General features: G+C 72.1%; 23 protein-coding genes. 19 read left to right on the top strand and 4 right to left on the bottom strand.

What is annotated here, in order from left to right; genetic code table 11:
- Window positions 1–227 precede the first annotated feature (227 nt).
- The gene (locus tag ACIHCX_RS07980; RefSeq protein WP_400027732.1) at window positions 228–2,603 is read right to left on the bottom strand and encodes a Tex family protein; all 2,376 of its coding nucleotides are present in this window, start codon (window positions 2,601–2,603) and stop codon (window positions 228–230) included.
- Between the two features lie 195 nt (window positions 2,604–2,798).
- Here ACIHCX_RS07980 and ACIHCX_RS07985 point away from each other — a divergent pair, with 195 nt between their 5' ends.
- Both ACIHCX_RS07985 and ACIHCX_RS07990 read left to right on the top strand, forming a co-directional pair.
- Window positions 2,799–3,761 carry a GlxA family transcriptional regulator gene (locus tag ACIHCX_RS07985; protein WP_400027733.1) on the top strand — a complete coding sequence of 321 codons (963 nt, stop codon included), beginning with the start codon at window positions 2,799–2,801 and terminating at the stop codon, window positions 3,759–3,761.
- Window positions 3,762–3,781: 20 nt separating this feature from the next.
- Entirely contained in the window at window positions 3,782–4,417 is a 636-nt protein-coding gene (locus ACIHCX_RS07990; protein WP_400027735.1) for a DJ-1/PfpI family protein, read from the top strand.
- Window positions 4,418–4,424: 7 nt separating this feature from the next.
- Here ACIHCX_RS07990 and ACIHCX_RS07995 read toward each other — a convergent pair whose 3' ends face one another.
- Window positions 4,425–5,180: an enoyl-CoA hydratase/isomerase family protein gene (locus ACIHCX_RS07995; protein ID WP_400027736.1), complete on the bottom strand. Its 756-nt coding sequence runs from the start codon at window positions 5,178–5,180 to the stop codon at window positions 4,425–4,427.
- Between the two features lie 140 nt (window positions 5,181–5,320).
- On the opposite strand from ACIHCX_RS07995, the gene ACIHCX_RS08000 reads away from it, so the two are divergent.
- Together ACIHCX_RS08000 and ACIHCX_RS08005 are read left to right on the top strand one after the other, a co-directional pair.
- Window positions 5,321–5,899: a DUF308 domain-containing protein gene (locus ACIHCX_RS08000; RefSeq protein ID WP_400027737.1), complete on the top strand. Its 579-nt coding sequence runs from the start codon at window positions 5,321–5,323 to the stop codon at window positions 5,897–5,899.
- A gap of 230 nt (window positions 5,900–6,129) precedes the next feature.
- Entirely contained in the window at window positions 6,130–6,663 is a 534-nt protein-coding gene (locus tag ACIHCX_RS08005; RefSeq protein WP_400028650.1) for an ATP-binding protein, read from the top strand.
- Between the two features lie 81 nt (window positions 6,664–6,744).
- Here ACIHCX_RS08005 and idi read toward each other — a convergent pair whose 3' ends face one another.
- Both idi and ACIHCX_RS08015 read right to left on the bottom strand, forming a co-directional pair.
- Window positions 6,745–7,335, bottom strand: coding sequence for an isopentenyl-diphosphate Delta-isomerase (gene idi / locus ACIHCX_RS08010; protein ID WP_400027738.1), 591 nt, complete (start codon window positions 7,333–7,335; stop codon window positions 6,745–6,747).
- A 282-nt stretch (window positions 7,336–7,617) separates the two neighbouring features.
- Entirely contained in the window at window positions 7,618–8,556 is a 939-nt protein-coding gene (locus ACIHCX_RS08015; protein ID WP_400027739.1) for a cation diffusion facilitator family transporter, read from the bottom strand.
- Window positions 8,557–9,109: 553 nt separating this feature from the next.
- Between ACIHCX_RS08015 and ACIHCX_RS08020 the strand changes: the two genes are divergently transcribed.
- The 15 genes from ACIHCX_RS08020 to hpnH all read left to right on the top strand — a co-directional run bounded on the left by ACIHCX_RS08020 (window position 9,110) and on the right by hpnH (window position 24,944).
- Window positions 9,110–10,915, top strand: coding sequence for a DUF5941 domain-containing protein (locus ACIHCX_RS08020; protein ID WP_400027741.1), 1,806 nt, complete (start codon window positions 9,110–9,112; stop codon window positions 10,913–10,915).
- Window positions 10,912–11,664 (top strand): sugar phosphate nucleotidyltransferase, encoded by a 753-nt coding sequence (locus ACIHCX_RS08025; RefSeq protein WP_400027742.1) that lies wholly within the window; start codon window positions 10,912–10,914, stop codon window positions 11,662–11,664. Before ACIHCX_RS08020 ends, ACIHCX_RS08025 begins: the two co-directional genes overlap by 4 nt.
- The gene (locus ACIHCX_RS08030) at window positions 11,652–12,716 is read left to right on the top strand and encodes an iron-containing alcohol dehydrogenase family protein (protein ID WP_400027744.1); all 1,065 of its coding nucleotides are present in this window, start codon (window positions 11,652–11,654) and stop codon (window positions 12,714–12,716) included. Before ACIHCX_RS08025 ends, ACIHCX_RS08030 begins: the two co-directional genes overlap by 13 nt.
- Window positions 12,694–13,473 carry a CDP-alcohol phosphatidyltransferase family protein gene (locus ACIHCX_RS08035; RefSeq protein WP_400027745.1) on the top strand — a complete coding sequence of 260 codons (780 nt, stop codon included), beginning with the start codon at window positions 12,694–12,696 and terminating at the stop codon, window positions 13,471–13,473. Before ACIHCX_RS08030 ends, ACIHCX_RS08035 begins: the two co-directional genes overlap by 23 nt.
- A 5-nt stretch (window positions 13,474–13,478) precedes the next feature.
- Window positions 13,479–14,372, top strand: coding sequence for a glycosyltransferase family 2 protein (locus tag ACIHCX_RS08040; protein ID WP_400027746.1), 894 nt, complete (start codon window positions 13,479–13,481; stop codon window positions 14,370–14,372).
- A 102-nt stretch (window positions 14,373–14,474) separates the two neighbouring features.
- Window positions 14,475–15,404: an ABC transporter permease gene (locus tag ACIHCX_RS08045; protein ID WP_400027747.1), complete on the top strand. Its 930-nt coding sequence runs from the start codon at window positions 14,475–14,477 to the stop codon at window positions 15,402–15,404.
- Between the two features lie 19 nt (window positions 15,405–15,423).
- On the top strand, window positions 15,424–16,206 hold the full coding sequence (locus ACIHCX_RS08050) for an ABC transporter ATP-binding protein (RefSeq protein ID WP_400028651.1): 783 nt from the start codon (window positions 15,424–15,426) through the stop codon (window positions 16,204–16,206).
- Window positions 16,207–16,566: 360 nt separating this feature from the next.
- Window positions 16,567–17,463 carry a squalene synthase HpnC gene (gene hpnC / locus ACIHCX_RS08055; RefSeq protein ID WP_400027748.1) on the top strand — a complete coding sequence of 299 codons (897 nt, stop codon included), beginning with the start codon at window positions 16,567–16,569 and terminating at the stop codon, window positions 17,461–17,463.
- Entirely contained in the window at window positions 17,460–18,407 is a 948-nt protein-coding gene (gene hpnD / locus ACIHCX_RS08060) for a presqualene diphosphate synthase HpnD (protein WP_400027749.1), read from the top strand. The genes hpnC and hpnD overlap by 4 nt, the downstream gene beginning before the upstream one ends.
- An 11-nt stretch (window positions 18,408–18,418) precedes the next feature.
- Entirely contained in the window at window positions 18,419–18,553 is a 135-nt protein-coding gene (locus ACIHCX_RS08065; protein ID WP_400028652.1) for a DUF6380 family protein, read from the top strand.
- Window positions 18,550–19,980 (top strand): hydroxysqualene dehydroxylase HpnE, encoded by a 1,431-nt coding sequence (hpnE, locus tag ACIHCX_RS08070; RefSeq protein ID WP_400027751.1) that lies wholly within the window; start codon window positions 18,550–18,552, stop codon window positions 19,978–19,980. Before ACIHCX_RS08065 ends, hpnE begins: the two co-directional genes overlap by 4 nt.
- 71 nt (window positions 19,981–20,051) lie before the next feature.
- Entirely contained in the window at window positions 20,052–21,116 is a 1,065-nt protein-coding gene (locus ACIHCX_RS08075) for a polyprenyl synthetase family protein (protein ID WP_400028653.1), read from the top strand.
- A 119-nt stretch (window positions 21,117–21,235) separates the two neighbouring features.
- The gene (gene shc, locus ACIHCX_RS08080) at window positions 21,236–23,275 is read left to right on the top strand and encodes a squalene--hopene cyclase (RefSeq protein ID WP_400027753.1); all 2,040 of its coding nucleotides are present in this window, start codon (window positions 21,236–21,238) and stop codon (window positions 23,273–23,275) included.
- Window positions 23,275–23,916, top strand: coding sequence for a 1-hydroxy-2-methyl-2-butenyl 4-diphosphate reductase (locus tag ACIHCX_RS08085; protein WP_400027755.1), 642 nt, complete (start codon window positions 23,275–23,277; stop codon window positions 23,914–23,916). The genes shc and ACIHCX_RS08085 overlap by 1 nt, the downstream gene beginning before the upstream one ends.
- 5 nt (window positions 23,917–23,921) lie before the next feature.
- Window positions 23,922–24,944 carry an adenosyl-hopene transferase HpnH gene (gene hpnH, locus ACIHCX_RS08090; RefSeq protein ID WP_400027757.1) on the top strand — a complete coding sequence of 341 codons (1,023 nt, stop codon included), beginning with the start codon at window positions 23,922–23,924 and terminating at the stop codon, window positions 24,942–24,944.
- The last annotated feature ends 3 nt before the right edge of the window (window positions 24,945–24,947 follow it).

The following is a 24,947-nucleotide window of genomic DNA, read 5'->3' on the forward strand; positions in this document are numbered from 1 at the left end:
CGCCAACTTCGCCCGAGCACGGTTCACTTCATGTGCGTCCACAACGTCCAACATGCCCCAAACAGGGCCGAGAAGACCTAACGGAGCCCTACTAGGGCCGCGGCGGGCAAACGTTGCCTGTCGCGGCACCAGCGCCCCACCGACTGTCGGCAGTCATAGGTCCGTCCACGGCCGCCCTGCCCCCGGGCTCGCCCACCGGCGAGGGGCGAGCCCAGAAGGCGGACGGGTCAGCGGCGGGCGTTCTTCGGGTCGAGCAGGCCCGCGCGGCGCAGGGCGTCGGCCATCGCGCTGTTGGCGGGCGGGGGCGCCTGGCGGGAGCCGCCACCGCCACCGCCGCCGCGGCCCTGGCGCTGCTGCGGCGGACGGCCGCCGCGCCGGCGCCGCTCACCGCCGTCGCCCTGCCCCTGACGGTCCTGCGCCGCCGCCTCGTCGTCCAGACGCAGCGTCAGCGAGATCCGCTTGCGCGGGATGTCGACGTCCAGCACCTTCACCTTGACGATGTCGCCGGGCTTGACGACATCGCGCGGATCCTTCACGAACTGCTTCGACATGGCCGAGACGTGCACCAGACCGTCCTGGTGGACGCCGACGTCGACGAACGCGCCGAAGGCCGCCACGTTCGTCACCACGCCCTCCAGGACCATCCCGGACGACAGGTCGGCGATCTTCTCGACGCCCTCCTTGAAGGTGGCCGTTTTGAACGCCGGCCGCGGGTCGCGCCCGGGCTTCTCCAGCTCCCGCAGGATGTCGCTCACCGTCGGCAGACCGAACGTGTCGTCCACGAAGTCGGCCGCCCTGAGGGAGCGCAGCACCCCGGTGTTGCCGACGAGCGAGGCCACCTCCTGGCCCGTGGTCTTCACCATCCGGCGGACCACCGGGTACGACTCGGGGTGCACGCTGGAGGCGTCGAGCGGGTCGTCGCCGCCGCGGATCCGCAGGAAGCCCGCGCACTGCTCGTAGGCCTTCGGACCCAGCCGCGAGACCTTTTTCAGCTGCGCCCGCGAGGTGAACGGCCCGTTGGTGTCCCGGTGCGCCACGATGTTCTCCGCGAGCGACGAGGTGACGCCGGAGACGCGCGCGAGCAGCGGCACGGACGCCGTGTTCACGTCCACGCCGACGCCGTTCACACAGTCCTCGACCACCACGTCGAGGGAGCGGGACAGCTTCACCTCGGACAGGTCGTGCTGGTACTGGCCGACGCCGATCGACTTGGGGTCGATCTTGACCAGTTCGGCCAGCGGGTCCTGGAGCCGGCGCGCGATGGACACCGCGCCGCGCAGCGACACGTCCATGTCGGGCAGCTCCCGCGAGGCGTACGCCGACGCCGAGTACACCGACGCGCCCGCCTCCGACACCATCACCTTGGTGAGCTTCAGCTCCGGGTGCCTGGCGATGACGTCGGCGGCGAGCTTGTCGGTCTCCCGGGACGCGGTGCCGTTGCCGATCGCGATCAGCTCGACCGCGTGCTCCTTGGCCAGCCGGGCCAGCTTGGCGACGGCCTCGTCCCACCGGTTGGCCGGCACGTGCGGGTGGACGACGTCGGTGGCGACGACCTTGCCGGTCGCGTCGACCACGGCGACCTTCACGCCCGTACGGAACCCGGGGTCCAGGCCGAGGGTCGAGCGGGTGCCGGCCGGCGCGGCCAGCAGCAGGTCGCGCAGGTTGGCCGCGAACACGTTCACCGCCTCGTCCTCCGCGGCCGTGCGCAGCCTGAGGCGCAGGTCGATGCCGAGGTGGACGAGGATCCGGGTGCGCCAGGCCCAGCGGACCGTGTCCTGCAGCCACTTGTCGGCGGGCCGGCCGCGGTCGGCGATCTGGAAGCGGTGGGCCACGATCCCCTCGTACGACGACGGGCCGTCCGTCTGCTCCTCCGGCTCCAGGACGAGGTCCAGGACCTCCTCCTTCTCCCCGCGCAGCATCGCCAGGATCCGGTGCGAGGGCAGCTCGGTGAACGGCTCGGCGAAGTCGAAGTAGTCGGAGAACTTGGCGCCCGCCTCCTCCTTGCCCTCCCGCACCTTGGCGGCCAGCCGCCCGCGCCCCCACATGCGCTCACGGAGCTCGCCGATCAGGTCGGCGTCCTCCGAGAACCGCTCGGTGAGGATCGCCCGGGCGCCGTCCAGGGCCGCCTGCGGATCGGCGACGCCCTTGTCCGCGTCGACGAAGGCGGCCGCCGCCGCGAGCGGCTCCACGGCCGGGTCGGCGAGCAGGCCCTCGGCCAGCGGCTCCAGGCCCGCCTCCCGCGCGATCTGCGCCTTGGTCCGCCGCTTCGGCTTGTACGGCAGGTAGACGTCCTCAAGACGCGCCTTGGTCTCGGCGCCGCGGATCCGCGCCTCCAGTTCGTCGGTGAGCTTGCCCTGCTCGCGCACCGACTCCAGGATCGCCGTCCGCCGCTCCTCCAGCTCCCGCAGATAGCGCAACCGCTCCTCGAGGGTGCGCAGCTGCGCGTCGTCGAGCATCTCGGTCGCTTCCTTGCGGTAGCGCGCGATGAAGGGCACCGTGGAGCCGCCGTCCAGCAGCTCCACGGCGGCCTTGACCTGCCGCTCCCGTACGCCGAGCTCCTCGGCGATCCTGCCCTCGATGGACGCTGTGAGGGGTGTCGTCACGATCCCGTACCGCCTTCTCCACTCCGGTGTGCGCCGCAATTGTGGCAGGCCCCACGGACATCCGGGCCGCAGGGCGCCGTCCGGCGAGGCGAACCACCGTCAGCCACGGCATCGGTGGTGACGGAGGGGGGCGTGGCAGGAAAGGTGGGAAACCTGTCATTGCGGCCATCCTCCGGGCGGCGAAGAATCGGTCGCATGGCGCAGCGAACCGTTCTCGTCGTCCTCTTCGACGGAGTCCAGAGCCTCGACGTCACCGGCCCGGTGGAGGTATTCGCCGGCGCGGGCCGACACGTACCGGGGGCGTACCGCATCCACACGGCCTCCCTGGACGGTGGCCCCGTGCGCAGCTCCAGCGGTCTGACCCTGGCACCGAACTCCCCGCTCGCCGAGGCGCCCGCGCCGCACACCCTGCTCGTGCCCGGCGGGGAGGGCACCCGCCGGCCGGACCCGCGTCTGGTCGACTGGATCCGCGGGCACGGGCCGGGTGCCGCGCGCCTGGTCTCGGTGTGCACCGGCGCGATCCTGCTGGCCGAGGCGGGCCTGCTGGACGGCCTTCGGGCCACGACCCACTGGGCGTACTGCGCCAAGCTCGCCCGCGACCATCCCGCCGTCGAGGTCGACGCCGACCCGGTCTGGGTGCGCGACGGGCACGTGGCGACCTCGGCCGGCGTGACCTGCGGCATCGACCTGGCCCTCGCGCTCGTCGAGGAGGACCTCGGCCGTGAGGTCGCACTGAGCGTCGCCCGCCACCTGGTGGTCTTTCTGCGCCGGCCCGGCAACCAGGCCCAGTTCAGCGCCCAGCTCGCCGCCCAGACGGCCCGGCGTGAGCCCCTGCGGGACGTACAGCAGTGGATCACCGAGCATCCGGCGGACGACCTGTCCGTGGAGGCGCTCGCCGCCCGTGCCCGCCTCTCGCCGCGCCACTTCGCCCGCGCCTTCCGGGCGGAGACCGGTACGACCCCCGGCCGCTACGTCGACCGGGTCCGCCTCGAACACGCCCGCCGGCTCCTCGAGGACACTGCCGACGGTGTCGAGGAGGTCGCCCGCGCCAGCGGCTACGGCACGCCGGAGGCCATGCGGCGCGCGTTCGTCAAGGCGCTGGGCGCCGCCCCGGCCGAGTACCGGCGCAGGTTCCGCCCCGCTTCCGCCACCACCTGACACCCGACGGAGGGAAAGCCGTGCAGATCGCCATCGTGCTCTTCGACCGCTTCACCGCCCTGGACGCCGTGGGCCCCTACGAGACCCTCGGCCGCCTCCCGGGCGCGGAGACCGTCTTCGTCGCCGAGCGGCCCGGACCCGTCCGCACCGACACCGGGCACCTCGCGCTCACTGCCGACCGGACCCTGGACGAGGTCACGAACCCCGGCATCGTCGTCGTCCCGGGCGGCCCCGGCCAGTCGGCGCAGATGGACAACGAGACCCTGCTGGCCTGGCTGCGCACCGCCGACGCCACCAGCACCTGGACCACCTCCGTGTGCACCGGCTCGCTGCTGCTCGCGGCCGCCGGGCTCCTGGACGGCCGCCGCGCGACCTCGCACTGGCTGGCCCTCGACCAGCTGGGGCGCTTCGGCGCCGAGCCCACGGGGGAGCGGGTCGTCGTCGACGGCAAGTACGTCACGGCCGCCGGCGTCTCCTCGGGCGTCGACATGGGCCTGACCCTGCTCGGGCGGATCGCGGGCGACGAGCGCGCCCAGGCCGTCCAGCTGCTGATCGAGTACGACCCGCAGCCGCCCTACGACGCCGGATCCCCGGCCAAGGCGCCCGCGCACCTCGTCGAGAAGTTCCGGGCCGACAGCCGCTTCATCCTGACGTAGGCGCCGGTCACGGGCCCTGGCGCACGCTCCAGGTGAACCGGGGGGTCCGGCGCTCCAGGAACGCGGCGACCCCCTCCGCGGTGTCGCCGCTCGCGCGTGCCTGCTCGGCCCAGTGGGCGTCGCGGTCCGTGCGGCCGTCCGTGAACTCCTTCGTCGCGGCCTGCGTCAGCTGCGAGCGCGCGGCGAGGATCCCGGTGAACTCCATGATCCGCTTGGTGAGTTCGCCCTCGGGCAGTACCTCGTCGACCAGGCCCGTGCGCAGCGCGTGCTCCGTGTCGATCAACTCGCCCGAGAAGAGCAGGTACTTGGCGGTCGCCGGGCCCACCAGGGAGGCCAGGCGGCGGGTGGAGGATGCGGGATAGACGATGCCCAGCTTGGCGGGCGTCACCCCGAACAGCGCCCCCGCCTCGGCGAACCGCAGGTCGCAGGCCGCCGCGAGCTGGGCGCCGCCGCCGACGCAGTACCCGCGCACCGCCGCCAGCGTCGGCTTGGGGAACGCGGCGAGCGCCTCCTCGGCCCGCACCGCCAGGTGCTGCGCCTCCCGCGGCGAGCCGCGCAGCGTGGAGATGTCGGCACCGGCGCAGAACGTCGCGCCCGCCCCGGTCAGCACCAGCACCCGGACGTCCGGATCGGCCGCGAGATCGTCCAGGAGCGGCGGCAGTGCCCGCCACATCGCGGCGGTCATCGCATTGCGCTTGGCCGGGTGGTGGATCACGACGGTGGCCACCGCCCCGGTGACGTCGTGCAGCAACTGCGGCTCCATGCGCCGGATGCTATCCGCCCGGCCGAGCGTTTGATCAAGAAGGGTCGGGGGACAGTTACGACACGGCAGCAAAGGGAACAAAGCGGAACAAAGGAAATAAGGGTGGAAGCGGGGGTCCGTACGGCTGTGAGGAGGCGCCGATGGCCAGGTTCACCAAGCCCCGCAGCGAGACGGCGAGGATGCGCCGCAGTTTCGGCTGGCTCGCCGGACTCGGGGTGGTCCTGGTGGTCGCCGGACTCGTGGGACTCGTCTACACGGCGGCCGTCACGCTGACCTCCATGCTCCTGTTCGGCTGGCTGCTGCTGATCGGCGGTCTGGTCGGGCTGCTGCACGCGGTGCAGGCGCGCGGCTCGAACTTCTTCTGGCTCGGTGCCATCGTGGCCGCCCTGAACATCGCGGCGGGCGTGGTGATCATCGGCCATCCGCACGCGGCGGCCGCCGCGCTCACCATGTTCGCGGCCCTGCTATTCCTCACCGGCGGCCTGTTCCGGTTGGTCGGCAGCGCCGTGGTGCGCGGCCCCCAGTTCGGCTGGACGCTCCTGCTGGGTGCCTTCTACCTGCTGCTGGGCATCCTGGTGCTGGGTTCCTGGCCGAGCAGCAGCCAGTACGTGATCGGCGCGTTCTTCTCCCTCGCCCTGCTCTTCGACGGCCTCGGCCTGATCGCGACCGGCTTCGGCGGCCGCCGGGTCGTCGGCATGGTCTCCGACCGGACCGCCTAGCGCCCGTCCCGGCAAGGACGGGCGCCAGGGCGCGTGGACCGTACAACCCGAAAAGTTCGCGAAGTCGGCGCGGACGGGACAGGATCGGTCCCGCCCGCGACCGAGTCGTACGCCAACGGTCACAAAGCGCTTGAAACACGCTGACTTGTGTTCAGTCCTTGGGCTGAGAGCGGTGCGTTACCAACACTCGACGTGTGGTGACAATCGAGCGCGAGGGCGGCGACCGGACGATGGACGACCACGGGCGCGGGTACGGCTCACGCCCGGAGGGCGGCGCGGGGGCACCCCTCCACGACGTACCGCCGGATCCGCTGCCGTACGAGGGGGTCTGGCGGTTCACCGCGCCCGCCGTCGACGCCTCGGTCCCGCAGGCCCGGCGCGCGGTCCGGGACCTGCTGCTGCGCCAGGGCGTCCCGGTCTCGGACGACCTGGTCCACGGGCTGCTGCTGATCGTGTCCGAGCTGGTCACGAACGCCGTACGGCACGCGGCGCTGCTGTCGCCGATGCTCGCCGTGGAGGTCGCGGTCGGCGCCGAGTGGGTGCGGGTGTCCGTGGAGGACAACCACCCCTACCGCCCGACCGCCCTGGAGACCGACCACGGGCGCACCGGCGGGCGCGGGCTGCTGCTGGTCCGCGAGATCGCGCGGGAGGCCGGCGGGGTCTGCGACGTCGAGCACACCGCGAGCGGCGGCAAGGTGATCTGGGCCGCCCTGCCGCTCAAACCCGCGCACCGGGCGGGGCAGACGGGAATGTCGGGAATGTGACGACAGGCCTCCGGCCCGCCCGGCCCCTCCCGCCGGGCCCGACACGAAGGGCCGGGCGCGAAGGGGCGTCGCTGCCGGTCCTCACCAGCCGGCGGGACCCGTCAGCTCCCTGATCGCGGGCCGGGCCGCGTCCAGCACGGTCGGGAACCAGACGGAGAAGGGGTCCCGCGCATGCCGCTCCGCCAGCTCGGCGGGCGTCATGAACGCCGTGGCGCCGACCTCGTCGGGGTCCGGCCGCAGCGGGGACTGCACCAGGCCGACGAAGAGGTGGTTGTACTCCTTCTCGACCAGGCCCGAGTCCGGGTCCGGGTGGTGGTAGCTGACCGTGCCCGCCTCGGCGAGCAGCGACGGGGAGATCCCCAGTTCCTCGTAGGTGCGCCGGGCCGCCGCCGCCATGGGCGCCTCACCGGGGTAGGGGTGGCCGCAGCAGCTGTTGGACCACACACCGGGGGAGTGGTACTTGCCGAGCGCCCGCTGCTGGAGCAGCAGCCGGCCGCGGTTGTCGAACAGGAACACGGAGAAGGCGCGGTGCAGCCGTCCTGGTGGCTGGTGGGCGGACAGCTTCTCCGCGGTGCCGATCGTCACACCGTCCTCGTCGACCAGTTCCAGCAAGATCGCGTCCGCGGTGCCGTTCGGCGAGCTGAGCTTCGCGGTGGCAGGTGTGGTCGGCATACCCATCCTTCACTTCGGTCCTCGAGTCCCAAGTCTGCCGTACGAAACCGGCACTCCCGGCACTTCCCGGCACTCCGCATGTCCCGTTGTCCCACGCGGCGCCGTGGTACCGCGGCTCGTCATCGGCCGGGCACGTAGGTGATCGTGCCCGCCCGTGTGCGCCCGGAACCGTCCGGGTGCTCCTTGGCGAGATCACGCGCATACACCCCGCCCGCGCGGGCCGGAGCGGGTGCCGCGTGCCCGCTGGTCACCTCGCCGGCCCGGGTCGCGGGGCGGGTCCCGTCAGTGGCACAGGCGGGCCTCGTGCTCCGCGTGCCCGCTCGGCTCCAGCTGGAAGGTGCAGTGCTCCACGTCGAAGTGGTCCCCGAGGCAGCCCTGAAGGTCGTGCAGCAGCTTCTCGTGGCCGGTGGCGCTGAGCGTGTCGGAACGGACGACCACGTGCGCGGAGAGCACCGGCAGACCCGAGGTGATCGTCCAGGCGTGCAGGTCGTGCACGTCCTCCACGCCGTCCAGCGCCAGGATGTGCGCCCGTACCTCGTCCATGTCGACGTTCTTCGGGGCCGCCTCCAGCAGCACGTCGAGGGTCTCGCGCAGCAGCCGGAGGGTGCGCGGCACGATCAGCAGGCCGATGACGAGGGAGGCGACGGGGTCGGCGGCCTGCCAGCCGGTGAGAAGGATCACCGCGGCCGAGAGCATGACGGCCACCGAGCCGAGCGCGTCCGCGGCCACCTCCAGGAAGGCGCCCCGTACGTTCAGGCTCTCCTTCTGGCCGCGCATCAGCAGCATCAGGGAGACCGAGTTCGCCACCAGGCCGATCGCGCCGAACACGATCATCAGCCCGCCGTGGGTGGGAGTCGGGGCGAGGAACCGCTGGATCGCCTCGTAGAGCACATAGCTGCCGACGCCGAGCAGCAGCAGGCAGTTGGCGAGCGCGGCGAGGATCTCCGCGCGGGCGTACCCGAAGGTGCGGTTCCGGCTCGGTGGGCGGTTGGCGAAGTGGATGGCCAGCAGCGCCATGCCGAGGCCGAGGGCGTCGGTGGCCATGTGGGCGGCGTCCGCGATCAGCGCCAGCGAGTCCGCGAGCAGGCCGCCGACGATCTCCACCACCATCACGGTGAGCGTGATCGACAGCGCGATACGCAGCGTGCCGCGGTGCGCCGCGCCGGCCGTGCCGCCGGCTCCGACGCCGTGAACGTGCCCGTGGTCGTGACCGGCCCCCATGGGATGACCGCCCTTCCGTGTTGCCTCCGGGATCACAGTGAACTACGGGTGGGGGGTATCGGGCAACGCGGCACTGAACACCGTTGTCATGTGCCCTGACCTGCGCAAACGAACCGCAGGTCAGCGTGTAGCGACGCCCCGGGTGCCGTGCTGCGGCAACCGGCCCCGCCACGCCGGACGGCCCCTTTCGGGTACCCCGGAAACGGGTCCGGCGGCCCGGCTTCCGGAGTTGCCGCCCGCTTGCGCGCGGACAGGTGCACCGCCCTCGGTAATCGGCCCGTGTCGGGGGCGTTCCGCCCCTGCCGCAACCGGATGTGACGAATGCCCGATGTGGTGCGGAGTTTGTGGCCCGGCAGCCGGATCACCCATGATGATCGCGGCGCAGGCTCTGGCAGACCAGGTCGGTCGGGTCAGTGAACGGGCGGTGAACGTTGGCTTCCCGCCATCCGATAGCCTCTGCCGACATGTCGCCCGGGTGCCGCAGGCAGGCAGGCGGCGCCCCTACATGTACATGACTGGCGCGGACGCGTCGGTACCCAGGGAGTGAGTTCGGTTGTCGATCGCCATCCTGACCGGTCAGCCGGTCCCCGGATCATCGATCGAGGGCGATCTGCGGTCGCTCGGCTTCGACGTGCGGGTCGCCGCCGACGGCACCGACGCCGAGACGTTGCTGGCCCAGGTGCCCGGTGACCAGCGGGTCGCCCTCGTCGACGCCCGGTTCGTCGGCCATCCGCACGCGCTGCGCCTGGGCCTGACCGACCCCCGCTTCCCGCTCGCCGCCGTCCCCGGCGCGGTGACCGCCCGCCCGGCCGGCCGCCAGGCGCTGACCCGTGCGATGGCCCGCGAGAACTCCGCCGACGGCGTCGGCGGCGCGGTCCCCGCCGCCGGCCTCGCGGACCGGATCTCCGACGCCCTGGACGCCGACGGCACCGACGTGCACCGCCCGGTGCTCGGCAGGCTCGTCGCCGCCGTGCCCGAGGACCCCCAGGCCCGCAACGAGGCACGGCAGGCCGTCACCGCCGTCGACGACGAGGACGTCCGCCTGAAGTCGGCCGTCAAGGCCCGCGACGGCTTCTTCACCACCTTCTGCATCAGCCCGTACTCGCGCTACGTCGCCCGCTGGTGTGCTCGCCGCGGCCTGACCCCCAACCAGGTCACCACGGCCTCCCTGCTCACCGCGCTCATAGCCGCGAGCTGCGCCGCCACCGGCACCCGCGGCGGCTTCGTCGCCGCCGGCGTGCTGCTGATCGCCTCGTTCGTGCTGGACTGCGCCGACGGCCAGCTGGCCCGCTACTCGCTCCAGTACTCCACCCTCGGCGCCTGGCTGGACGCCACCTTCGACCGGGCCAAGGAGTACGCCTTCTACGCCGGCCTCGCGCTGGGTGCCGCCCGCGGCGGCGACGACGTCTGGGCCCTGGCCCTGGGCGCCATGATCCTGCAGATCTGCCGGCACGTGGTCGACTTCTCCTTCAACGAGGCCAACCACGACGCCACGGCCAACACCAGCCCCACCGCCGCACTGTCCGACAAGCTCGACAGCGTCGGCTGGACGGTCTGGGCGCGCCGGATCGTGGTCCTGCCCATCGGCGAGCGCTGGGCGATGATCGCGGTGCTGACGGCGCTCACGACCCCCAGGCTCACGTTCTATGTCCTGCTCGTCGGCTGCGCCCTGGCGGCGGCGTACACCACGGCGGGCCGCGTCCTGCGGTCGGTGACGCGCAAGGCACGGCGTACCGACCGGGCGGCGCAGGCGCTGGCGGACCTCGCGGACACCGGGCCGCTGGTCGGACTCCAGGTCCGCTTCCTGCCCGGCCGGTTCCGTGCCACCGCGCCCCTCAACGCCGCCGTCGGCGCGGTCATGGTGACGCTCGGTGCCTGGCTGTGGGGACCGAGCTGGTGGGTCGTCCTGATGGCCGGCGTCTACGTCCTGCTGTCCGGCGAAGCCCTCGACCACGCCCTCAAGGGCTCCCTCGACTGGCTCGTCCCCCCGCTGTTCCGCGCCGCCGAATACGGCACCGTGCTGATCCTCGCGGCCAAATCCGGGGTGAACGGAGCCCTTCCCGCGGCTTTCGGCCTGGTGGCGGCCGTCGCCTACCATCACTACGACACGGTGTACCGCATCCGCGGCGACGCCGGAGCGCCGCCGGCCTGGCTGGTGCGCGCCCTCGGCGGACAGGAGGGGCGCACGCTCGTCGTCGCCGTGCTGGCCGCGCTGCTCACCGCCCCACAGTTCACGGTCGCGCTCACGGCCCTCGCCGTGGTCGTCGCCCTGCTGGTGCTCGCCGAGAGCACCCGTTTCTGGGTGGCCTCTCATCTGAGGGGCGCACCCGCCGTACACGATGAAGGAGTACCCGCATGATCGGCCTCGTGCTGGCGGCCGGCGCCGGACGGCGCCTGCGCCCCTACACCGACACCCTGCCCAAGGCGCTGGTGCCGGTGGGGCCCGACGGTGCGGAGGACGGCCCCACGGTCCTGGACCTCACCCTCGGCAACTTCGCCGAGATCGGCCTGACCGAGGCCGCGATCATCGTCGGCTACCGCAAGGAGGCCGTCTACGAGCGCAAGGCGGCCCTGGAGCAGAAGTACGGCCTGAAGCTCACCCTGATCGACAACGACAAGGCCGAGGAGTGGAACAACGCCTACTCCCTGTGGTGCGGCCGTGACGCCCTCAAGGACGGCGTGATCCTCGCCAACGGCGACACCGTGCACCCGGTCTCCGTCGAGAAGACCCTGCTCGCCGCCCGCGGCGACGGCAAGAGGATCATCCTCGCCCTGGACACGGTGAAGTCGCTGGCCGACGAGGAGATGAAGGTCGTCGCCGACCCCGACAAGGGCGTCCGCAGGATCACCAAGCTGATGGACCCGGCCGAGGCCACCGGCGAGTACATCGGCGTCACCCTGATCGAGGGCGACGCCGCCCCGGAGCTCGCCGACGCGCTGAAGACCACCTTCGAGCGGGACCCGCAGCTGTACTACGAGGACGGCTACCAGGAGCTCGTCAACCGCGGCTTCACGATCGACGTGGCGCCGATCGGCGACGTCAAGTGGGTCGAGATCGACAACCACGACGACCTCGCCAAGGGGCGTGACATCGCGTGCCTGTACTGACCCGGCTCATTCCGTCGCCGGTCGCCGTCGACATCCGCCGGGGCGCGCTCGACGACCTGGCCGCGATCCTCTCCGACGAGCGGATCTCGCCCTCGGGACGGCTGGCCTTCGCCATCAGCAACGGCTCCGGCCGGGCGCTGCGCGAGCGGTTCGCCCCGGCCTTCCCGGGCGCCGACTGGTTCGAGGACGCCGACGGCACCATCGACGGTGCGGTCAGGCTCGCCGACTCCGTCAAGCGGGCCGGCCGCTACGACGCGGTGGTCGGCCTCGGCGGCGGCAAGGTCATCGACTGCGCCAAGTACGCGGCGGCCCGCGTGGGCCTGCCGCTGGTCGCGGTGGCCACCAACCTGGCCAACGACGGGCTGTGCTCGCCGGTCGCCACGCTGGACAACGACGCGGGCCGGGGCTCGTACGGCGTGCCCAATCCGATCGGCATCGTCATCGACCTCGATGTGATCCGCGAGGCTCCCGAGCGCTTCGTGAGCGCCGGCATCGGCGACGTGATCTGCAAGATCTCCGCCGTGGCCGACTGGGAGCTGTCGCACCGCGAGACCGGGGAGAAGATCGACGGCCTCGCCGCCGCGATGGCCCGGCAGGCGGCCGAGGCCGTGCTGCGGCACCCCGGCGGCATCGGCGACGACACGTTCCTGACGACGCTCTCCGAATCCCTGGTCCTGTGCGGCATCTCCATGTCGGTGGCCGGGGACAGCCGCCCGGCGTCGGGTGCCTGCCACGAGATCAGCCACGCGTTCGACCTCCGGTTCCCGCAGCGCAACGCGCTCCACGGCGAGCAGTGCGGCCTCGGCGGCGCGTTCGCCACCTATCTGCGCGGCGACGTGCAGACGGCCGGACAGATGGCCGAGGTGCTGCGCCGGCACGGACTGCCGGTGCTGCCGAAGGACATCGGCTTCACGGTGGACGAGTTCGTCCAGGTCGTCGAGTTCGCCCCGGAGACCCGGCCCGGCCGCTACACGATCCTCGAACACCTCGCCCTCAAGACCGACCAGATCAAGGACGTCTACGCCGACTATGTCAAGGCCATCGGTAGCTGAACTGAGACCGGTCGTCCATCCGGCAGGGGTGAAGGACCGGCGCAGCGGAGAGCACTGGGCGGGACGCCTCTACATGCGCGAGGTGTCCCTGCGGGTGGACCGCTACCTGGTGGGCACCAGGGTCACGCCCAACCAGCTCACGTACCTGATGACCGTCTTCGGCGTCCTGGCGGCCCCCGCCCTGCTGGTGCCGGGGATCGCGGGCGCCGTGCTCGGTGTGCTGATGGTCCAGCTGTACCTGCTGCTGGACTGCGTCGACGGCGAGGTCGCCCGCTGGAAGCAGCAGTTCTCGCTGGGCGGGGTCTACCTGGACCGGGTCGGGGCCTATCTGACCGACGCCGCCGTCCTGGTCGGGCTCGGGCTGCGCGCCGCCGACCTGTGGGGATCCGGGCGGATCGACTGGCTCTGGGCCTTCCTCGGGACCCTGGCCGCACTCGGCGCGATCCTGATCAAGGCCGAGACCGACCTCGTCGGCGTCGCCCGGCACCAGGGCGGCCTGCCGCCGGTCCAGGAGAGCGCGGCCGAGCCGCGCTCCACGGGCATGGCGCTGGCCCGCCGGGCCGCCGCGGCGCTCAAGTTCCACCGGCTGATCCTCGGGATCGAGGCGTCCCTGCTGATCCTGGTCCTCGCGATCGCCGACACGATCAGGGGCGACCTGTTCTTCACCCGGCTGGGCACGGCCGTGCTCGCCGGCATCGCGCTGCTGCAGACCCTGCTGCACCTGGTGTCCATCCTCGTCTCCAGCAGGCTGAGGTGAGCGGCATGACCCCTGCGAACGCTCCGCTCAAGGTCGGCGCCGTCGTCATCACCATGGGCAACCGCCCCGAGGAACTGCGGGCCCTGCTCGACTCGGTCGCCCAGCAGGACGGTGACCGCGTCGAGGTGGTCGTCGTCGGCAACGGCTCGCCCGTCCCGGACGTCCCCGAGGGGGTGCGGACCGTCGAACTGCCGGAGAACCTCGGCATCCCCGGCGGCCGCAACGTCGGCATCGAGGCCTTCGGGCCGGGCGGCGGCGACCTCGACATCCTGCTGTTCCTCGACGACGACGGCCTGCTCGCCCGGAGCGACACCGCCGAGCTGTGCCGCCAGGCCTTCGCCGCCGACGACCGGCTCGGCATCATCAGCTTCCGCATCGCCGACCCGGACACCGGTGAGACCCAGCGCCGCCACGTGCCGCGGCTGCGCGCCGCCGACCCGATGCGCTCCTCCCGGGTCACCACCTTCCTCGGTGGCGCCAACGCCGTGCGCACCCGGGTCTTCGCGGAAGTCGGCGGCCTGCCGGACGAGTTCTTCTACGCCCACGAGGAAACCGACCTGGCGTGGCGGGCCCTCGACGCGGGCTGGATGATCGACTACCGGTCCGACATGGTGCTGTACCACCCGACGACCGCGCCGTCGCGGCACGCGGTGTACCACCGCATGGTCGCGCGCAACCGGGTGTGGCTGGCCCGCCGCAACCTGCCGCTGCTCCTCGTCCCGGTCTATCTGGGGGTGTGGCTGCTGCTCACCCTGGCCCGCCGCCCCTCGCGTCCGGCCCTGAGGGCCTGGCTCGGCGGCTTCCGGGAGGGCTGGACCACAGCCTGCGGGCCGCGACGGCCCATGAAGTGGCGTACGGTGTGGCGACTCACCCGACTGGGCCGTCCGCCGGTCATCTGACAAGCTCGTTCCCCGCGGGTACCCGGCCCTACCCGGCCGGCGCTCCAGCCATGCCCGTACATCCGCACTGGCAGCGCATCTCGAAGACGAAAGTTTCCACTTGTGAGTGAGACAACGCATGACGGCGGGGTCGCCCTGGGCGCGGCCCCGTCGCCCGACGAGGGCCTCACCCCGGCCCAGCTTGCCGACAAGTACGGGCTGTCCGTCAGCGGCGCCCGGCCCCCGCTCGGGGCGTACGTCCGGCAGCTGTGGGGGCGGCGCCACTTCATCCTCGCCTTCTCCCAGGCGAAGCTGACCGCCCAGTACAGCCAGGCCAAGCTCGGCCAGCTCTGGCAGGTGGCGACGCCCCTGCTGAACGCCGCGGTGTACTACTTCATCTTCGGCGTCATCATCGGGGCCACCCGCGGGCTCGACCGGCACACGTACATCCCGTTCCTGGTGACCGGGGTGTTCGTGTTCACCTTCACCCAGACCTCGGTCATGGCCGGCGTCCGCGCCATCTCCGGCAACCTGGGACTGGTGCGCGCGCTGCACTTCCCGCGCGCCTCGCTGCCGATCTCGTTCGCGCTCCAGCAGCTCCAGCAGCTGCTGTACTCGATGATCGTGCTGTTCGTGGTGGTCATCGCCTTCGGCAGCTACCCGGGCCTGTCCTGGCTGCTGATCGTGCCGGCGCTGGCGCTGCAGTTCCTGTTCAACACCGGGCTGGCGCTGATCATGGCCCGGATGGGTGCCAAGACCCCCGACCTCGCCCAGCTCATGCCGTTCGTCACGCGGACCTGGATGTACGCGTCGGGTGTGATGTTCTCCCTCAGCGGCATGCTCGCCGGGAAGCCGGACTGGGTCATCCGGCTGATGCAGGTCAACCCCGCCGCCATCTACATGGACCTGATCCGCTTCGCGCTGATCGACGGCTACGACTCCTCGCACCTGCCGCCGCACGTCTGGGTCGGCGCGCTCGGCTGGGCCGTGCTCGTCTTCGTGGGTGGCTTCGTGTACTTCTGGAAGGCGGAGGAGAGGTACGGCCGTGGCTGACCGGAACCACCACCACGACATGCGCGACAGTGGGCCGCGGGTGCCCACCGTGATCGCGGACGAGCTGCACATCGTCTACCGCGTCAACGGCACCAGGGCCGGCAAGGGCAGCGCCACCGCCGCGCTCAGCCGCATTCTCAAGCGGGGCTCCGACAACGAGGCGCGGGGTGTGCGCAAGGTGCACGCCGTCAGGGGCGTCTCCTTCGTCGCCCACCGCGGCGAGGCGATCGGCCTGATCGGCTCCAACGGCTCCGGCAAGTCCACGCTGCTGCGCGCCATCGCCGGCCTGCTGCCCGCCGAGCGGGGCCGGGTCTACACCGACGGCCAGCCCTCGCTGCTCGGCGTGAACGCGGCGCTGATGAACGACCTCACGGGCGAGCGCAACGTCATCCTGGGCGGGCTCGCCATGGGCATGTCGCGCGAGCAGATCAAGGAGCGCTACGAGGGGATCGTCGACTTCTCCGGCATCAACGAGAAGGGCGACTTCATCACCCTGCCGATGCGCACGTACTCCTCCGGCATGGCCGCCCGGCTGCGCTTCTCCATCGCCGCCGCCAAGGACCACGACGTCCTGATGATCGACGAGGCCCTGGCCACCGGCGACCGCAAGTTCCAGAAGCGGTCCGAGGCGCGCATCCGGGAACTGCGCAAGGAGGCCGGCACGGTGTTCCTGGTCAGCCACAACAACAAGTCCATCCGTGACACCTGCGACCGGGTGCTGTGGCTGGAGCGCGGGGAGCTGCGCATGGACGGCCCCACCGAAGAGGTGCTCAAGGAGTACGAGGAGTTCACGGGCAAGTAGCCCGCGGGCGAGGGGCCCCGCCGGAACGCGTCCGGCGGGGCCTGTCGTTCGCAAAGGATGTGTCAACTCGCGCCGTGCTGAGGAATCTTGACACCAATCGGTGTGTTGTTGTGATGTGCAGGACACCCCCGGCGCGGCGTGCTGCGTTGTACAACGTAAGCTGTAGCGGTCCCGGAAAGCGGCAAGTGGGGAGATAATGCGCGACACCCTCCGCCGACGCCGCCGCGCGGACGGACGGGCGGCGTGTCCGAAATAGTGTGTGTTGGGTCGGCAGTGTAGAACGGGAGATGTGACGGCAATGGCTACGGAAACTCCCCAGCTCAACGGAGCAGGTGCCGTGCCCGTGCCGGGCAGTGGACGATGACGCGGACACCGACGGCGCGCGACCCCGAGCGCGCCACCCTCGACAAGGCCGCGGGTGAGAACTTCCCCGTGGCACCGTTCTTCCTGCCCAGAGCCTGGCGCCTCGACCTGATGGCCGTCTACGGCTTCGCCCGCCTCGTCGACGACATCGGCGACGGCGACCTGGCCCCCGGCGGCGCGGACGCCCGGCTGCTCGGCGTGTCGCCCGGCGAGGCCGAGGACCGCCTGGTCCTCCTCGACGCGTTCGAGGCCGACCTGCGCCGGGTCTTCGACGGCACCCCGCGCCACCCGCTGCTGCGCCGGCTCCAGCCCACCGTCCACCGCCGCTCACTGACCCCCGAGCCGTTCCTCGGCCTGATCGCCGCCAACCGGCAGGACCAACTCGTCACGCGGTACGAGACCTACGACGACCTCCTCGCCTACTGCGAACTGTCCGCCAACCCCGTCGGTCGCCTCGTCCTCGCCGTCACCGGCACCTCGACGCCCGAGCGTGTCCGCCGCTCCGACGCCGTCTGCACCGCCCTGCAGATCGTCGAGCACCTCCAGGACGTCCGGGAGGACCTCGGACGCGACCGCATCTATCTGCCCGCCGCCGACATGAAACGTTTCCACGTGCAGGAGTCCGATCTCGCCGCGCCCACCGCGGGCGCCTCGGTGCGCGCCCTGGTCGCGTACGAGGCGGAACGCGCCCGCGGTCTGCTGAATGAAGGCGCCCCCCTGGTGGGTAGCGTCCACGGCAGGTTGAAGCTGCTGCTCGCGGGGTTCGTGGCGGGGGGAAGAGCGGCGGTCCACGCGATCGCCGCCGCCGAATACGACGTACTTCCCGGCCCGCCCAAGCCCGGGAGGACCCGGTTGCTGCGCGAGGTGGGCGTGACTCTGCGAGGAGAGGGGTGATCCGGGCCGTGGAGTCGGAACACGTGTCCGCGCCGGTGCTCGCCGCCTACAGCTACTGCGAGGCGGTCACAGGGCAGCAGGCCCGCAACTTCGCCTACGGCATCAGACTGCTGCCGACGGCCAAGCGGCGGGCGATGTCGGCGCTGTACGCGTTCTCCCGGCGCGTCGACGACATCGGCGACGGAGCGCTGCCCGACGACGTGAAGATCACCCGTCTGGAGGACACGCGGGCCTTGCTCGGCCGGGTCCGCGACGGCGCGGTCGAGGACGACGACACCGACCCCGTGGCCGTCGCCCTCAGCCACGCCGCCCGGGTCTTCCCGATCCCGCTCGGCGGCCTGGACGAACTCATCGACGGCGTCCTGAAGGACGTCCGCGGCGAGACGTACGAGACCTGGGAGGACCTGAAGGTCTACTGCCGCTGTGTGGCCGGGGCCATCGGACGGCTCTCCCTCGGCGTGTTCGGCACCGAACCGGGAGCGCGCGGCGCCGAACGCGCCCCCGAGTACGCCGACACGCTGGGGCTCGCGTTGCAGCTGACCAACATCCTCAGAGACGTCCGCGAGGACGCCGAGGGCGGCCGCACCTATCTGCCCGCCGACGACCTCGCCAAGTTCGGCTGCTCGGCAGGGTTCCACGGGCCGACGCCGCCGGAGGGCTCCGACTTCGCGGGCCTGGTGCACTTCGAGGTGCGGCGGGCCCGCGCCCTGTTCGCCGAGGGCTACCGGCTGCTGCCGCTGCTGGACCGCCGCAGCGGTGCCTGCGTCGCCGCCATGGCCGGCATCTACCGCCGCCTGCTCGACCGCATCGAGCGCGAGCCGGAGGCCGTGCTGCGCGGCCGGGTCTCGCTGCCCGGACACGAGAAGGCGTACGTCGCCGTGCGCGGCCTGTCCGGCCTCGACGCCCGGCACGTCGCCCGGCAGTCCGTCAGGAGGCGTGCCTGATGGTGAGGGTGATGTCGGCGCACGGTGGGACCACCGGCGAGGAGCGGCGGGCAACCCTGCGGTGCCGGGCCGCGTCCCTGACGGCAACGGTCGCCCGCGAAGCACCCGCTCACCGCGGCGGACGCACAGGGGAGGGCGCGCGATGACCGACGGCACACGGCGGGACGGACCGCTCACGGACGCCACGGGACCGGCCGGGCGGCACGCCGTCGTGGTCGGCGGCGGCCTGGCCGGCCTCACCTCCGCGCTGGCGCTCGCCGACGCCGGAATGCGCGTGACGCTGCTGGAGGGCAGACCCCGCCTGGGCGGGCTCGCCTTCTCCTTCCAGCGCGGCGACCTCACCATCGACAACGGCCAGCACGTGTACCTGCGCTGCTGCACCGCCTACCGCTGGTTCCTCGACCGGATCGGCGGCGCCGCGCTTGCCCCGTTGCAGAACCGCCTCGAGGTGCCCGTCGTCGACGCCGCGCGACCCGAGGGCCGGCGGCTCGGCACACTGCGGCGCGACCCGCTGCCCGTACCCCTGCACCTCGGGCGCAGCCTCGCCACCTACCCGCACCTCTCGCTCGCCGAGCGGGCCAGGGTGGGCCGCGCCGCGCTCGCGCTCAAGGGGCTCGACCTCGCCGATCCGACCCTGGACGCACAGGACTTCGGCAGCTGGCTGACCGCGCACGGCCAGTCGGCGCGCGCCGTCGAGGCCCTGTGGGACCTGGTCGGGGTCGCCACCCTCAACGCGGTCGCGAGCGACACCTCGCTGGGGCTCGCCGCGATGGTGTTCAAGACCGGACTGCTGTCCGACCCGGGCGCGGCCGACATCGGCTGGGCCCGCGTCCCGCTGGGCGAACTGCACGACGGGCTGGCCCGCAGGGCGCTCGACGCCGCGGGCGTGCGTACCGAGGTCCGTACACGCGTCACCTCCCTCTCCCTCAACGGAAACGGGAGCTGGAACGTTCAGGTTCCCGGCGAGAAGCTGCTCGCCGACGCGGTCGTCCTCGCCGTACCGCAGCGCGAGGCCCACGGACTGCTGCCGCCCGGCGCCCTGGACGCCCCGGACCGGCTGCTCAGGATCGGCACCGCGCCGATCCTCAACGCCCACGTCGTCTACGACCGCACGGTGCTGAACGCGCCCTTCTTCGCGGCCATCGGCACACCCGTGCAGTGGGTGTTCGACCGCACCGAGGCGGCCGGCCTGAAGCACGGTCAGTACCTCGCGGTGTCCCAGTCGGTGGCGCAGGACGAGATCGACGCGCCGGTCGCCGTGCTGCGCGAGCGCTACCTGCCCGAACTGAGGCGGCTGCTGCCCCGCGCCCGCGGCGCCGAGGTGACGGACTTCTTCGTGACCCGGGAGCGCACGGCGACGTTCGCCCCGGCCCCCGGCGTCGGACGGCTGCGGCCCGGCGCCCGCACCAAGGCACCCGGCCTGTACCTGGCCGGAGCGTGGACCGCCACAGGGTGGCCCGCGACCATGGAGAGTGCGGTCCGCAGCGGTGTGAAGGCGGCCGAAGCCGCCCTGAGCGCCCTGGGCCGGCCCCGCCCGAGCCGTCTCTTCGCCATCGAGGAGGCGGCGGCATGACATTCGATCAGCAGCCCACGGCAGGCCCCCGCACCTCCGGCACCGCAACAAGAGGAGAGACTGTGCCCACTGTGCCCCCGGCCTCGACGGCCGCTCGGAGGACCGCGGTGGACGTGACCGCGCTGTTGGAGCGCGGCCGGACCCTGGCCACGCCGGTACTGCGGGCGGCCGTCGACCGCCTGGCGCACCCCATGGACACCGTCGCGGCCTACCACTTCGGCTGGATCGACGCCGAGGGCAACCCGGCACGCGGGGACGGCGGCAAGGCCGTGCGCCCCGCCTTGGCCGTGCTCTCCGCCGAGGTCACCGGGGCCGCGCCCGAGGCCGGTGTGCCCGGCGCGGTCGCCGTGGAGCTCGTCCACAACTTCTCCCTGCTGCACGACGACCTGATGGACGGCGACGAACAGCGCCGTCACCGGGACACCGTCTGGAAGGTGCACGGCCCCGCCCAGGCCATCCTGGTGGGCGACGCGCTGTTCGCCCTGGCCAACGAGGTGCTGCTGGAGCTGGGCACGGTCGAGGCCGGCCGGGCCGCCCGCCGCCTGACCACCGCCACCCGCGCCCTGATCGACGGGCAGGCGCAGGACATCTCCTACGAGCACCGGGACCGGGTCAGCGTCGCGGAGTGCCTGGAGATGGAGGGCAACAAGACCGGTGCGCTGCTCGCCTGCGCCTCCTCGGTCGGCGCGGTCCTCGGCGGCGCGGACGACCGCACCGCCGACACGCTGGAGACCTACGGGTACCACCTCGGCCTGGCCTTCCAGGCCGTCGACGACCTCCTCGGCATCTGGGGCGACCCGGAGGCCACCGGCAAGCAGACCTGGAGCGACCTGCGTCAGCGCAAGAAGTCCCTGCCGGTGGTGGCCGCGCTCGCGGCGGGCGGCCCGGCCTCCGAGCGGCTCGGCGAGATCCTCGCCGCCGACGCCAAGAGCAGCGACTTCGCGAACTTCTCCGAGGAGGAGTTCGCGGCCCGCGCCGCCCTCATCGAGGAGGCGGGCGGCCGGGAGTGGACGGCCGAGGAGGCGCGCCGTCAGCACACCATCGCCATCGAAGCCCTCGACGCCGTCGACATGCCCGAGCGGGTACGGGCGGCGTTCACGGCGCTCGCCGACTTCGTCGTCGTACGAAAGAGATGATCACTATCGGTCGAACCAGCCTCGCGTAGTCGCCGGCCGGTGCTGCAAGGTGGTTTCAGGCACCGGCCGACGGCGGACCCACAGCAGCACGACTTGCACGACTGCACGAAGGGGAAGCCATGACAGCGACGACCGACGGAAGCACCGGGGCGACACTGCCGACCCGCGCTGCCGCGGCCAGTGAAACCGTACTCAGCACCCCCGAGGCGGCCGGGGTACAAGAAGCCGCCGCAGCCGCCGCCCGGCGGGCGACCGACTACCTGCTCGCCCACCAGGACGCCGAGGGCTGGTGGAAGGGCGACCTCGAGACGAACGTCACCATGGACGCCGAGGACCTGCTGCTGCGTCAGTTCCTCGGCATCCTGGAGGAGGACACCACCCGGGCCGCCGCGCTCTTCATCCGCGGTGAGCAGCGCGAGGACGGCACCTGGGCGACCTTCTACGGCGGCCCGGGCGAACTCTCCACCACCATCGAGGCCTACGTGGCCCTCCGGCTGGCCGGCGACGCGCCGGACGAGCCCCACATGGCCCGGGCCTCGGCCTGGATCCGCGCGCGGGGAGGCATTGCGGCCTCCCGTGTCTTCACCCGGATCTGGCTGGCCCTGTTCGGCTGGTGGAAGTGGGAGGACCTGCCCGAACTGCCGCCCGAGCTCATGTGGTTCCCCAAGTGGTTCCCGCTCAACATCTACAACTTCGGGTGCTGGGCGCGGCAGACGATCGTTCCGCTGACCGTCGTCTCGGCCAAGCGCCCGGTGCGTCCGGCCCCGTTCCCGCTCGACGAACTGCACGCCGACCCCGGCCATCCGCGTCCGTCGCGGTCGCTCGCGCCGGCGAGGACGTGGGACGGCCTGTTCCAGCGGCTCGACATGGTGGTGCGCGGCTACCGCACCGTCGCCGTGCGCAGGGTGCGCGAGGCCGCCATGAACTCGGCCGCCCGCTGGATCATCGAGCGGCAGGAGAACGACGGCTGCTGGGGCGGCATCCAGCCGCCGGCCGTGTACTCGGTCATCGCGCTGTACCTGCTCGGATACGACCTCGAGCACCCGGTGATGCGGGCGGGCCTCGAGTCGCTGGACCGTTACGCCGTGTGGCGCGAGGACGGCGCCCGCATGATCGAGGCCTGCCAGTCGCCGGTGTGGGACACCTGCCTGGCCGCCATCGCGCTCGCCGACGCCGGACTGCCTGCCGACCACCCCCAGTTGGTCAAGGCCGCGGACTGGATGCTGGGCGAGCAGATCGTCCGCCCCGGCGACTGGTCGGTGCGGCGTCCCGGACTGCCGCCGGGCGGCTGGGCGTTCGAGTTCCACAACGACAACTACCCCGACATCGACGACACCGCCGAGGTCGTCCTCGCCCTGCGCCGGGTCCGGCACCACGACCCGGAGCGGCTGGACAAGGCCATCGGACGCGGGGTGCGCTGGAACCTCGGGATGCAGTCGAGGAACGGCGCCTGGGGAGCCTTCGACGTCGACAACACCAGCCCCTTCCCGAACCGGCTGCCGTTCTGCGACTTCGGCGAGGTGATCGACCCGCCGTCGGCGGACGTCACGGCGCACGTCGTGGAGATGCTCGCCGCCGAGGGCCTGTCCCACGATCCGCGTGCCCGGCGCGGCGTCGAGTGGCTGCTGGCGGAACAGGAGCCGAACGGCTCGTGGTTCGGCCGCTGGGGCGTCAACTACCTCTACGGCACCGGGTCGGTCGTGCCCGCGCTGACCGCCGTCGGCCTGCCCGGCTCCCACCCGGCGATCCGGCGCGCGGTGGCCTGGCTGGAGAGCGTGCAGAACGACGACGGCGGCTGGGGCGAGGACCTGCGCTCCTACGACCAGGTCGAGGAGTGGAGCGGCAGGGGCGCCTCCACCGCCTCGCAGACCGCCTGGGCCCTGATGGCCCTGCTCGCGGCGGGGGAGAGGGACTCCAAGGCCGTCGAGCGCGGCATCGAGTGGCTGGCGGCCACCCAGCGGGAGGACGGCTCCTGGGACGAGCCGCACTTCACCGGTACCGGCTTCCCGTGGGACTTCTCCATCAACTACCACCTGTACCGGCAGGTCTTCCCGCTCACCGCGCTCGGCCGGTACGTGCACGGCGAGCCCTTCACCGGCCGGCGGCCCACCGTCGGTTCCCTCGCCGACCGGCCCGGCGCCGAGGTCAAGGGGAGCTGATGCGCACACAGCCCGGACCGGCCCCGCTGCTGATCGCCTGCGCGCTCGGCATCGAACGTCTCGCCCTGCGCGCCGGCGAGCGCGGCGGAGCGGACGGGCCGGTCACCGTCCTGCGGACGGGCATGGGACCCAAGGCGGCGGAACGGTCCGTCACCCGGGTCCTCGCCGGCCCGCCGCTGGACCGGGCCGCGGTGCTCGCCACGGGCTTCTGCGCCGGACTCGCCCCGGGCATGCACCCCGGCGACCTCGTCGTCGCCGAGGAGACCCGGGACCCGCGCGGTACCGTCCCCTGCGTCGGCACCGAACTGCTCGTGAAGGAACTCACCCGGACCCTGCCCGGGCGCACCGTGCACACCGGGCCGCTCACCGGCTCCGACCACGTCGTGCGTGGACCCGAGCGGTCCGACCTGCGCGCCACCGGCGCGATCGCGGTCGACATGGAGTCGGCGGCCACGCTCCTGAGCGCGGTGCGCGAGGGCCTGCGCCCTGTTGCGGCCGTGCGGGTGGTCGTGGACGCTCCAGAACATGAACTCGTCCGTATCGGGACGGTGCGCGGTGGAATATCGGCCTTCCGTGTACTCCGTTCCGTCCTGCCGACTTTTTTCGAATGGCACCGTAATGTGCTGCTCCCCAGGAGGTGAGCCAGTTGGCCATGCCACTGCGCCAGTCCATCAAAGTCGCCACATACTTGGCTGAACAGAAGGTCCGCAAGCGGGACAAGTTCCCGCTGATCGTCGAGCTTGAACCGCTCTTCGCCTGCAACCTCAAGTGCGAGGGCTGCGGCAAGATCCAGCATCCGGCCGGAGTGCTCAAGCAGCGCATGCCCGTCGCCCAGGCGGTGGGAGCGGTGCTGGAGTCCGGTGCGCCGATGGTGTCCATCGCGGGCGGCGAGCCCCTGATGCACCCGCAGATCGACGAGATCGTCCGGCAGCTGGTGGCCAAGCGGAAGTACGTCTTCCTGTGCACCAACGCGCTGCTGATGCGCAAGAAGATGGACAAGTTCAAGCCGTCCCCCTACTTCGCCTTCGCGGTGCACATCGACGGGCTGCGGGAGCGGCACGACGAGTCGGTGGCGAAGGAGGGTGTGTTCGACGAGGCGGTGGAGGCCATCAAGGAGGCCAAGCGGCGCGGCTTCCGGGTGACCACCAACTCCACCTTCTTCAACACCGACACCCCGCAGACCATCGTCGAGGTGCTCAACTACCTCAACGACGACCTCAAGGTCGACGAGATGATGATCTCGCCCGCCTACGCCTACGAGAAGGCGCCCGACCAGGAGCACTTCCTGGGCGTGGAGCAGACCCGCGAGCTGTTCCGGAAGGCCTTCGCGGGCGGCAACAGGCGCCGCTGGCGGCTGAACCACTCCCCGCTGTTCCTCGACTTCCTCGAGGGCAAGGTCGACTTCCCGTGCACCGCGTGGGCGATCCCGAACTACTCGCTGTTCGGCTGGCAGCGCCCCTGCTACCTGATGAGCGACGGGTACGTGCCGACGTACCGGGAGCTCATCGAGGACACCGACTGGGACAAGTACGGCCGGGGCAAGGACCCGCGGTGCGCCAACTGCATGGCGCACTGCGGCTACGAGCCCACCGCCGTGCTGGCCACCATGGGATCGCTCAAGGAGTCCCTGCGCGCCCTGCGCGAGACGGTGTCCGGGAACCGGGACTGACGC

Source organism: Streptomyces sp. NPDC052043 (assembly GCF_044548235.1).
GTDB lineage: Bacteria > Actinomycetota > Actinomycetes > Streptomycetales > Streptomycetaceae > Streptomyces.